Source organism: Erysipelothrix sp. HDW6C (genome assembly GCF_011299615.1).
GTDB lineage: Bacteria > Bacillota_I > Bacilli_A > Erysipelotrichales > Erysipelotrichaceae > Erysipelothrix.
In genome coordinates this window covers 1,870,761-1,882,382 of the sequence record NZ_CP049861.1, presented here as the reverse complement: position 1 = coordinate 1,882,382, position 11,622 = coordinate 1,870,761, and the positions used below count along the sequence as shown (strand labels likewise).

Sequence of the window (11,622 nt, the reverse complement as noted above, 5' to 3'; positions counted from 1 at the left end):
GTGTAAAATGAGGTGTTGTATGAAGCGAATCAGATTGAAAGATATTGCCCAAATGGCGGGAGTGTCAGAAACCGCAGTTTCCTTAGTCTTAAATGGTAAAGAGACCCGAATATCGGCAGCTAAGAAGGAAGAAATCCGTGCTATTGCAAAAGAACATGACTACAGACCAAGTTATGTTGCGCGATCGTTATCGATGATGCAAACTCACACTATTGGTCTTATTGTCCCAGATATTGAAAACCCATTCTTCTCTGCAATGTCGAAAGAATTAGCGCAACAATTACTGGAACGTGGTTATATGGTATTTATCTCAAACAGTGATGACCGCAAGGAAAGCGATCGAGTTCTTATTAATCAACATTTGGCACGTGAGGTTGATGGATTGATTCTGTGTGTTTCCAATGATGCGAGTGCAGATACGACGTTCTATCAAGAAGTCCTAGCTCCAATTCGTAAACCCTATGTCCTGGTTGACCGACAATACGATCAAAAAACAACCAACCAAGTATTCTTTGATAACGAACAAGGTGGTTATATTGCCACAAAATATATGATTGATCAAGGATTACGTCGCATTGCGTGTATTACAGGTAAAAAAGGATCACGACTTGGCCGAGAACGGTTTGAAGGCTATTGTCGCGCCTTGAAAGAGCATAATATTCCGCTTGATGAAACCATCATCTTTGAAGGAGATTTCCGCTTTGACTCTGCGAAGCCTTTTGCTAAAGTTATTGTTGAAGACGAAAGTATTGAAGGTGTCTTTGCAGCGAATGACTTGATGGCCTATGCTGTATTGAGTTATAAAATTAATGATTATGATCGTGAGCTATCAGTTGTTGGTTACGATAATTTGCAACAATCTAAAATGTTTGGAATTGACATGCCATCTGTGGAGCAAGATATTCACATTATGGTTCACAAGGCAATAGAAGTACTGTTTAAACAAATTGATGAGAAGACGGACTCTGAGAATATCATTCTGCAACCACGATTGATACCTTAAAGAGAAGCTTCTCTTTTTTTATGAAAATGTTGACAGCGGTTACAAACTGGTATATGATAACTATGCGAAGGAGGTAAAGCGCTTTATCATGAAGAATCACGCATATACTCTAACAGATAACAGTTTGTCTGCTGAAGATTATTTGGATTTGCACCGTCGGGTTGGGTTTGCAATGTATGCTCACGAAGATGTTGAATCTGCTTTAGCTCACGATTTGTTTGATGTCGTTATTAAAGATAAGAATGAAATCATTGGATGCGCCCGCATCGTTGGTGATGATCGCATTGTCTTCTTTATTAAAGATGTAATCGTTGATCCACGCTACCAACATCAAGGGTGTGGAACACTGTTGATGAATCGCTTGTTTGAATACATTGATGCTCATGCTTGCCCAGGAGCTTATGTTGGACTCATGTCCACAAAAGGGATGGAAAGCTATTATGAGAACTTTGGATTCATTCGCCGACCAAACGCAGATTTAGGAAGTGGGATGGTTTTATTTTATGAAAGAACGTAATGTAGTTGTTTTAGGAAGCATTAATGCCGATATTATGATATCGAGCAATCGCATTCCAGAACAAGGGGAGACAATCGCTGGGTTTGACTATTTTCAATCCATCGGTGGAAAAGGCGGCAACCAAGCGGTTGCAGTTTCAAAACTTGGAACACAAACAGCATTAATTGGATGTGTTGGACGTGACTACCAAGGACAACTTGCTTTGAATGCACTGCAAGAGGCAAACATCAACACTCAGTATGTTGGTGTAAGCGATACCGAGCACACCGGAACTGCAGTTGTATTAAGAGTTGATAATGACAATCGTATTATTATCAATCAAGGCGCAAACGGTGCCATCACACAAAAACAACTGGAAGACGCTCTCAAGGAAAGTGAAGCATCCGTGTTTCTAACCCAATTTGAAGTTCCCATGAATACTGTTTATGAAGGGCTTCAAATGGCGAAAGATTTGGGAATGAAGACTGTTGTCAATCCAGCACCTGCATTTGATATTGATGAATCACAATACCAATATATGGATTATCTTGTGCTCAATCAATCTGAGAGTAAGGCATTATCCGGCATCTTCCCAAGCAATCATGCTGAAGCAAAGGAAGCGGCTGCGTATTTTATTAAACGTGGTGTTAAGCACATTATTCTTACATTGGGTGGTGATGGAAGTTACTACATCGATGCTGAAAACGAAGTTTCCGTGTCACCCTACAAAGTGGATGTTGTAGATACGACCGGAGCAGGAGATGCTTACATTGGGACCCTCATCTATGGTCTCGCTCACGAGTTTAGTGTTCAAAAGATGCTTGAGTATGCAAGTGCAGCTGGAGCATTGGCATGTACACGAAAAGGGGCGCAAAGTTCCTTGCCGGTACTGACGGAGTTAGAAACATTTATACAAGAAAATAAGGAGAACTAATATGGATAAACGTAAAATCATCATTGATACCGATCCTGGTATCGATGACGCAGTTGCTTTGGCAATTGCCTTGTTTGATGAAACCGTAGAGGTAAGTCTGATTACAACAGTTGCAGGAAATGTCAGTGTTGAAAAAACGACAAAAAACTTATTGAAACTCTTAAAGTTTTATAACAAAGACATTCCTGTTGCAAAAGGGGCCGACCGTCCTCTAATTCGTGAAGCACGCGATGCAAGTGGTGTTCATGGTGAAACCGGTATGGGAGGTTACGAATTCCCAGAGGAAGACACAAGCCTCTTGCTCAAAGACGATGCTGTTGATGCAATGTACAATACCTTGGTCAAGAATGGCAAAACAACATTGGTACCGATTGGTCCGTTGACCAACATTGCCATGATGTTGCGCAAATATCCAGATGCAGGTCAATACATTGATGAGATTGTTCTCATGGGTGGTAGTGCATCACGTGGAAACTTTGGTGTTTATTCCGAATTTAACATTGGATATGACCCTGAAGCTGCTCACATCGTGTTCGACAGTGGCATACCGTTCACAATGGTCGGTCTTGATGTTGGACTTAAAGCCCTTGTATACCCTGAGGACTCAGAAAAACTTAAAGATATGAACAAAGTAGGAAATATGTTCTATCACTTGTTTAAACAATATCGCGGTGGCAGCTTTATGACAGGTCTTAAAATGTATGATGCAAGTGCAATCGCATATCTTTTAAAACCAGAAATGTTTGAAACAGTCGAAACCCATGTTTCAGTTGAATTACATGGAGAGTACACAGCAGGGGCAACACTTGTTGACTTACGCGGTTACCTCAACAAACCGAATAATGCCAAGGTTACCTTGGATATCGATCCTGAAGCATTTAAAGAATGGTTCATGGAAGCAATTTCTAAATGTGACGTAGTCTAAAGGAGAAGAAAGACATATGAATGAGTTTATGATGTATGGATTAAGTATACTCTCAGTTGTACTTTTGGGTTATATGCTTATCAAGAAATATGATATTAAAATTGCTTTATTTACAATTGGTTTAGTATTAACGATTATTGCGGGATTTACAGTGGGGCCAATTCTTGAAAAGAGTATTAACCCATTTATTGACGCATTTACAAACATTATCAATCAATTTAAAAACTACCTTCAAGGTGCTGGTTTAACAATCCTAATTTTGGGTGGTTATACAGCATATATGAGTTCAATTGGTGCGAACGATATGACAGTTAAGTCATTGCTAAAACCAATTGGCTTATTCAAGAACAAATATGTACTCGTTATCGTTGTGTTCTTGGTAGGGAACCTCTTATCATTAGTTGTTCCAAGTGCATCAAACTTGGCAATTATCTTACTTGCAACTTTATTCCCAGTATTAAAGGCTTCGGGAATGTCAACATTGACAGCAGCAGGTGTTATTGCAACAACTGCTACCATTATGCCAACACCACTCGGATCGGATAACGTTGCAATCGCCGAACAAATCGGAATGCCAGTCTTTGATTATGTATTCAAAAACCACGCATTAGTATCCATTCCAACGTTGATTGCGATTGCGATTGTCCATGCATTATGGCAACGTCATTGTGATAAAAAAGCCGGAATTGCCGGTGGTGCAGAACTTAATGTTGAAACCAAAGCATCAAAAGCAGATAACTTCAAAGGAATCAAAGCATTTGTTTATACATTGCTTCCATTACTTCCAATCTTAATTCTTATCTGTACAACAATTCTTGATCTCGGATTTGGCATTAAAATTGACCTTTCAGTTCACGTTGTAACCCTGATCAGTTTTGCAATCGCGCTTATCATTGATATCATCTTCAATGGTAAAGAAGGAAAACAAGCACTTGATCGTTCTGGAGACTTCTTCAAAGGAATGGGTAGCGCAATGGATATTGTTGTCCTAACTGTTGCTGCTGCAGTATTTGTTGATGGTCTTACAAGCATTGGATTAATTCAATCACTTCAAACATCAATGGAAACAATGAGCAATTCAGGTATCATTCTGCCACTTGTAATGGTCTTAATGACTGCGGTTATTGTATTGCTTAGTGGTAGTGGAACATCACTCTTCTTTGCAATGGTACCCCTTATGGTTCCACTTGCAGCTGCAGCAGGCATTAGCCCACTTGCACTTGCACTCCCAATGGGAATGGCAGGTAACTTGTTACGTGCTGTCTCACCCGTTTCTGCAGTTGTCATGATTGTTGCAGGAACTACAAAAGAAAGTCCAATGGACATCGTCAAGCGTACAGGTGTTCCAATGGTCTTCGGAGTTGTGTTTATGTTTATCTTAACCATGATTCTGTTCTAATTCATCACGTTTAATTCATCACAAATAGCAGAACCCGCATGATAGACCATGTGGGTTCTTTGCGTTATAATGGAGAAAGAAAGAGGTGTGATTATGATACTGAAAAATGGTGATTGCGTCGCAGCTGTGAGTTTATCGTGGGGCGGAGCGGGTGATCCTGACATTTGCTGGCGCTATGATGCGGGTGTTGATTACATTAAAGCGAACTTGGGGTTGACAGTTATACCAATGACGCATACGCTCAATGGCTCGGAGTACCTCTATAATAATCCCCAAGCACGTGCTCAAGATCTCATGGATGCATACAATGATCCACAAATTAAAGCCATAATTGCTTGCATCGGTGGTGATGACAGTATTCGAATGTTGCCTTATATTGATTATGATGTTATTCGCAACAATCCCAAACCGTTCATTGGCTACTCAGATTCTACAATTACGCATTTGATATCTTATAAGGCAGGCGTTCAGTCATTTTATGGTCCTTCGATTCTTGCTGAGTTTGCTGAGAACGGGGGCATGTTTTCGTACAGCCAGAAAGCATTCTCGCGAGCCTTAATGTCGGATGCAATGATTGGCAATGTTGCGCCATCTGAAGGGTGGACAAGTGAGCGTGTTGAATGGTTGGAAACCAATAAGAACATTATTAAAGTATTGAATCCCCACGAAGGTTATGATTGTGTTCAAGGACAGGGTAAGACAACTGGCCATCTTTTAGGCGGTTGTGTCGAAGTACTTAATACAGCCAAAGGGACTGATATTTTTCCATCGTTGCGTGACTTCAATGAAAGTATTCTCTTTCTTGAGACCTCTGAATTAATGTCGCCACCCTGGTATTTGGAAGATTTCTTGCGCAGTTTGGGAATCATGGGGGTTCTTCATCAACTTGCAGGACTACTATTTGGTAAGCCCTACGACAATGTGCACTACCAAGCCTATCGTGACACCATTCAAAAAGTTTTAGCGGAATTTAACTGTGAAACATTACCAGTCATTATGAATGTGAATTTTGGTCATACAGAACCAATGATCTGCATTCCTTACGGCGCTTTCGCAACATTAGACTTGGATGATGGAAGTATCGTAATTGATAACCGCATGAGCATATTCAGTCAATGAAACCAACAGTTGCGTGACGGAATTGAAAATCTCAACTACGATAGTTGCAGATAAGGAGTGGTATCATGAATACAGCAGAATTATTAAAAACACATCGCGAGAAACATCATTTAACCCAAGAACAATTAGCGGATAAATTGTATGTAAGTCGACAAGCAATATCAAAATGGGAACGCGGGGAATCGATGCCAGATATTGAAAATATCGTTCGTCTTAGTGACTTGTACGATATTTCAATCGATGAACTCTTACGCGGGGCGCGATTTCTTCCGAAACCTTATATCTTGGGCGATCGCAATGGTAAAATCAGAGCGTTGACGGCAACTATTACCTGCTCATTTTTTGCGCTCATCATGTCAGGCGGAAACGGTCCAGTATTTATAGCCGTGTTCTGTGGACTTATGTTGCTTGCTTTGCTCTTGTTGCGTGAGGGGAAACTCATTGTTGGACGTGATAAAATTCAAGTCTATTGGTATGAACGTTTTCGTGACCGACTAAAGTCAATGTTTCGTCTGGGAACATACCGTCACAGTTATACTTATGACGAGATTGATGTGGTCTGCCTTGTTTACGTTGTTCGCAAACGATTCAGTCCTTTCGATTTTAATCCCGATCCATTTTATCTTGAGTTTCAAACCCATGATGGGAACAATTATAAATTTGATATTGGGTCGCGTCTCATCAAAGATATCCCGATTCTCTGTGATTATTTAAGTAAAAAAGGGATTTCAGTTGCTGACAAGTATGGACTCATTCCACACATCGTACGTGGTGAGAATATTTATGATGTGATGCATCCAGAAGATACAAAAAAAAGATACATCGAATGATGTATCTTTTAATTTGATGATTAACGGTTGTAGAATTCAACAACAAGTGCTTCGTTGATTTCTTGGTTCAATTCGCTACGTTCTGGTAGACGAACATACTCACCCTTCATCTTGTCAGCGTCGAAAGTAACGTATGCTACTGTTCCAACTGATGCTTCCATAGCTTCTTTAATTGATGCCATTGAGCGTGAAGTTTCTTTAACTTCGATTGTTTGTCCTGGTTTTACTTGGAATGAAGGAATATCTACTTTCTTTCCATCAACAAGGATATGACCGTGGTTTACCAATTGACGTGCACCACGACGTGTGCGTGATAAGTTCATGCGGTAAACAACATTGTCTAAACGTGATTCTAACATGAATAAGAAGTTGTGACCTGCCACGCCTTCTAATTTAACAGCTTTTGAGAAAGTGTTGTAGAATTGTTTTTCTGTTACACCATAAGTGAAACGAATACGTTGTTTTTCACGTTGTTGTAATCCGTAGTTTGATAACTTTGGACGACGTGCTTTTCCGTGTTGCCCTGGGGCGTAATCACGACGTTGTAATTCTTTTCCTGTTTCCAAGATTGAAAAACTTAAACGACGCGCTTTTTTCCATACTGGACCATTAACTGTTGCCATAATCTGACCTCCTAATTGTCGAGTCAGTTCACAAATTACTACAAGTTGAGTTCATCTATGCTGTTTCCCTATTTCAGCTAAGGTACTTTAGCTCCTGCCGCGGGATGAACACGTGGCTCATAACTTTGTGTGCTGATTTATAATGACCTTAATAATATACAGAACTTATCGTGAAAAGTCAATCTAACGCATACCATAAACGGTGCCAATATGATACAATGACACCAATGAGGTGACATTATGAATTTACAATCTATATCAACGTTTCTAAATCAATATAAATTCCCTATCGCGATTGCACTTGTCGTTCTCATCGTGATAATTTTCTTTTATGTAAGATCATCAAAAAAACGCGGTTTACGCAAGCAATTTGATGCACTCGAAGTGCGTTACAATGAACTGATGAGTATTCCAGTTCTCTTTAAGATTAATAAGGCAACCGGACTGGCTAAATTAAATCCAAATGTGGAATCGAGTGTCATTGAGTGCAAGGCACTTTTTAACGACATTAATAAAAATCAAGAAGAAATTACGCAAGTTATGGCAGATACTGAAGATGCGCTTGCCTATAACAAATTAAAAGACACGGCTCTTTTACTCGAAAACCTTGAGGAGCTCGTGGAAATCTCACTCGAGAAGACCCATCAATTGGATCAAGATCTTGAGAAACTTTTAGAGCAAGAAACAGCCCAACGTTTGGAAATTACCAACCTTAAAGACCGCTTCCGTGAGTTGAAACAACGGAGCATTGCAACTGCTGTTCGCTTGGGTGATGCGAATGATACTGTTGAAGACCAAGTTCGTGATATTGAGCATGCTTTTTCAACATTTGAAGAATGGATGTATGCTTCTGACTTCAAGAAAGCGAAGGAAGTCAGTGAAAATACAAAACGTGAAATTGATATGTTAGAAGCCCGTATTACTGAGATACCGAAACTGTATGAAGTTGCCAAAGGTCATATTCCATCACTTCTTGACGAAATTTCAAAAATGTACCAAGGAGTGCGTCAAAGCGGTGTCTATATTGAGCACTTAGAAGTTGCGAAGAACATTGGCGTCTTGAGTGAAATTCTTAAAGATGATCTCATTGGTATTGGTCAAGGTGAGATTGAGAAGTCAAAAGAAAGTTTAATGGAAAGTCAAAAACGACTGGAACAATTGGGAATGCAAATTCAAAAAGAAGACAAAGCACACCAAGAAGTTCAAGGCCAAACAACCGAAGTTTTTGAAAATCTTGATGGTCTCAGTGTAACGGTTGCTGCTTTACGAGAAGGAGCACAGAAAGTCGAAACACGTTTCAACTTTGAAGGCTATGTTGCTCAAGTTGAGGCATATGATCAAACAATCAAAGATTATGATGGACTTCGTGTTAAAATTTCACGCATGATTGAAGAAGAAAAAATTCCCGCTTCAACCATTCTTATTTCGATTAATGAATTGGGTCAAGATGTTGTCATGCTAAAACAGGAATTCTCAACATTAGTTGAAAAAGTTGAACAAGCTAATGCTGATGAGATCCGTGCTGAGAAACAATTGATGAAGTTGTACTTGATTATTAATGATGTCCAAGTTCGTATAAAGAAACGTTCATTGCCAATCATTTCTGACAAATACAGCAGTGACATTGCAACTGCGCGAAACTATACCCGTCAAATTTCAGATATTTTAAAACAAGATATGATTGATATGACCGCAATGAATGCGACTGTTGATGAAGCGATTGATTACATTTATAAACTCCACAATAATGTTAACAACCTTGTGGGTGTTGTCGATATGTGTGAGAATGCGATTGTTTATGCAAATAAATTTAGAGCATTTGTCCCTGACATTGATGCGGAGCTAACGCGTGCTGAATTATCATTCAATAATGGTGAATACACACAGGCACTAACCACTGTAATTAATGCGATTGATCACTATCGCCCTGGTTCAGCTTATGAGGAGATGATTCGTGACAATGCCAAAAGTGCCCGATAAGATTTATCTTGATTATGCCAGTACAACCCCGACGCGTCCTGAAATTCTTCAGGATGCACAGAAAGTTATGGCTGAGTATTACGAAAACGCTGACTCATTGCATTTTGGGGGTCAGCGTGTTTCTGACTTAGTGACACAATCACGCAATGCCCTTGCAAAGATGCTGGGAGTTCTCCCTCATGAAATATACTTTACTTCTGGTGCGAGTGAGGCCAATAGTACGATTATTAAAGGCATTGCATTTGCCAATCAACATCTCGGCAAGCACATTATAACCACGCAAATCGAACACAGCTCCGTAATGGGAGCAACAGCTCAACTTCGTGATTATCATGGCTTTGAGATTGATTACTTGTCTGTTGATCATAATGGCAACATTAATTTGGATGAATTGAAACATAAACTTCGCAAAGATACGATTCTGGTCACACTAATGGCTGTAAACAATGAGGTTGGCGCTATCACGGATGTGAATGCTGTTGCGCGTCTTGTAAAGAAAGAATCCAATGCATTTGTACATATTGACGGTGTCCAAGCGTTGGCACGCCATGATTTTGAAATGACACAAATCGATGCTGTTTCATATTCAGCCCATAAGATTTATGGTCTCAAGGGAAGTGGTTTGTTAGTTAAGAAAGCCGCAGTGCCGTGCTTGTCTTTGATAAATGGGGGCCAACAACAGTTTGGTCTTCGTGGCGGCACTCTTGATAATGTTGCTGCAATTTTGTGGGCCAAGACATTACGTTTGGCAAGAGATGACCACAAACGCTCATTTAATGATATAATACGCATGCAAAAATATTTACACGAGTCATTTTCGCAAGAAGAGGGCATTGAATTTAATTCTACACTTTCTGGAACCCCTTATATCTTTAATATATCGGTACTTAATGTTGGTTCGGAAATTATGATGAATGGACTGAATGCACAGGGAATTGCTGTTTCAGCACAAAGCACCTGTAACTCAAAATCACTCGAACCATCGCATGTTCTTAAGGCAATGGGACGCAGTGATCAAGCTGCACTGACCAGTGTGAGAATTAGTTTGTCCCATCTTACAACGATGGATGAATTGGAAACAGTAGTAAAACAAATATTGGAGATCAAGAAATATGTCAACCACTAACTATGAATTTATTGTTTGCCGCTATGGTGAACTTTCAACCAAAGGAAAGAATCGCCGTAATTTTACAGCGCAGCTTGTCCGAAACGTCCGTGCGCAACTTGTCGCATTTCCAGCACTTACCTATCGTGAAACATACGACCGTCTTTACATTACATTAAATGGTGAAGATGGTTTGGCTGTGAGTGAAGAACTTAAACATGTCTTTGGATTGAGTTCATTCTCACTTGCCGTAAAAGCAGAACGTGATTTAGAGAAGATGGCAGAATTAGCTGTTGAACTCATTAAGGAAGAAACAGGGGCAACGTTTAAAGTCCTTGCTCGCCGTCATGATAAGTCTTATGAGCACATTTCAGATGCGATTAACCGTCATGTTGCGACACGCATCTTACAAAACACAGAACTTACTGTAAACGTTCGTCAACCAGACATTGGCGTTATCATCGAGGTGCGAACAGATGCTGCATATATTATGATGAAGAAAGTCCAAGGTGCCGGTGGCTATCCTGTTGGGATCCAAGGGAAGGTCATGCTGATGTTATCAGGAGGAATCGACTCACCTGTGGCTGGATATTTGATGTTGAAACGCGGTGTCTCACTCGAGGCAATTCACTTTGCATCACCACCCTACACATCTGCTGAGGCGCAAAAGAAAGTCATTGACCTTGCGCGTAAACTTACCAATTACCAATCAAGCATTAAGGTTCATGTTGTTCCATTCACAGATATTCAATTGGAAATCAACAAGAAAGTTCCAGAAAGCTATGCAATTACAATGATGCGTCGCTTTATGCTTCGTATTGGTGATGCATTGGCAAACAAGCGTCGATGCTTAGCAATTGCGAACGGCGAGAGTTTGGGCCAAGTTGCATCACAAACACTCCATAGCATGAAGGAAATTACCACAATTCCAACATTGCCAATTTTACGTCCAGTGCTTACCTATGACAAGGTTGAAATTATTGATCTTGCGCGCAAAATTGATACATATGAAACATCCATTCTTCCTTTCGAGGATTGCTGTACAATCTTCACGCCAGCAAAACCAACAACAAAACCGCATGGTGACAAGATTGAGCGTTATGAATCGGCATTTGATATCGAAGCAATGGTTACGAAAGCAATTGAGGGAATTGAAATCATTGAAGTTACAAAACAACAAGCAGAAGAAACTGAAACATTCTTATAGG

At 40.1% G+C, this 11,622-nt stretch carries 11 protein-coding genes; 10 read left to right on the top strand and 1 reads right to left on the bottom strand.

Features of this window, described 5'->3' with window-relative positions; genetic code table 11:
* The first annotated feature begins 19 nt into the window (after positions 1–19).
* The 7 genes from G7062_RS08955 to G7062_RS08925 all read left to right on the top strand — a co-directional run bounded on the left by G7062_RS08955 (position 20) and on the right by G7062_RS08925 (position 6,706).
* Positions 20–1,003, top strand: a complete 984-nt coding sequence (locus tag G7062_RS08955) for a LacI family DNA-binding transcriptional regulator (RefSeq protein ID WP_166065581.1) — start codon at positions 20–22, stop codon at positions 1,001–1,003.
* Between the two features lie 88 nt (positions 1,004–1,091).
* On the top strand, positions 1,092–1,520 hold the full coding sequence (locus G7062_RS08950) for a GNAT family N-acetyltransferase (protein WP_166065580.1): 429 nt from the start codon (positions 1,092–1,094) through the stop codon (positions 1,518–1,520).
* Positions 1,507–2,433: a ribokinase gene (rbsK, locus tag G7062_RS08945; RefSeq protein ID WP_166065579.1), complete on the top strand. Its 927-nt coding sequence runs from the start codon at positions 1,507–1,509 to the stop codon at positions 2,431–2,433. The genes G7062_RS08950 and rbsK overlap by 14 nt, the downstream gene beginning before the upstream one ends.
* A gap of 1 nt (position 2,434) precedes the next feature.
* Positions 2,435–3,358, top strand: a complete 924-nt coding sequence (rihC, locus tag G7062_RS08940; RefSeq protein ID WP_166065578.1) for a ribonucleoside hydrolase RihC — start codon at positions 2,435–2,437, stop codon at positions 3,356–3,358.
* Between the two features lie 16 nt (positions 3,359–3,374).
* Positions 3,375–4,757, top strand: coding sequence for a C4-dicarboxylate transporter DcuC (dcuC, locus tag G7062_RS08935; RefSeq protein WP_166065577.1), 1,383 nt, complete (start codon positions 3,375–3,377; stop codon positions 4,755–4,757).
* A 93-nt stretch (positions 4,758–4,850) separates the two neighbouring features.
* Positions 4,851–5,876, top strand: coding sequence for a S66 peptidase family protein (locus tag G7062_RS08930; protein WP_205700124.1), 1,026 nt, complete (start codon positions 4,851–4,853; stop codon positions 5,874–5,876).
* A gap of 65 nt (positions 5,877–5,941) precedes the next feature.
* On the top strand, positions 5,942–6,706 hold the full coding sequence (locus tag G7062_RS08925; protein WP_166065575.1) for a helix-turn-helix domain-containing protein: 765 nt from the start codon (positions 5,942–5,944) through the stop codon (positions 6,704–6,706).
* 20 nt (positions 6,707–6,726) lie between these two features.
* Here G7062_RS08925 and rpsD read toward each other — a convergent pair whose 3' ends face one another.
* Entirely contained in the window at positions 6,727–7,329 is a 603-nt protein-coding gene (rpsD, locus tag G7062_RS08920) for a 30S ribosomal protein S4 (RefSeq protein ID WP_166065574.1), read from the bottom strand.
* A gap of 240 nt (positions 7,330–7,569) precedes the next feature.
* On the opposite strand from rpsD, the gene G7062_RS08915 reads away from it, so the two are divergent.
* The 3 genes from G7062_RS08915 to thiI are packed head-to-tail and all read left to right on the top strand — an operon-like array spanning position 7,570 to position 11,621.
* Positions 7,570–9,309, top strand: a complete 1,740-nt coding sequence (locus tag G7062_RS08915) for a septation ring formation regulator EzrA (protein ID WP_166065573.1) — start codon at positions 7,570–7,572, stop codon at positions 9,307–9,309.
* Positions 9,290–10,435, top strand: coding sequence for a cysteine desulfurase family protein (locus G7062_RS08910; RefSeq protein WP_166066102.1), 1,146 nt, complete (start codon positions 9,290–9,292; stop codon positions 10,433–10,435). The genes G7062_RS08915 and G7062_RS08910 overlap by 20 nt, the downstream gene beginning before the upstream one ends.
* Complete coding sequence (thiI, locus tag G7062_RS08905) at positions 10,422–11,621, top strand: tRNA uracil 4-sulfurtransferase ThiI (RefSeq protein ID WP_166065572.1); 1,200 nt, start codon at positions 10,422–10,424, stop codon at positions 11,619–11,621. The genes G7062_RS08910 and thiI overlap by 14 nt, the downstream gene beginning before the upstream one ends.
* Position 11,622 lies beyond the last annotated feature (1 nt).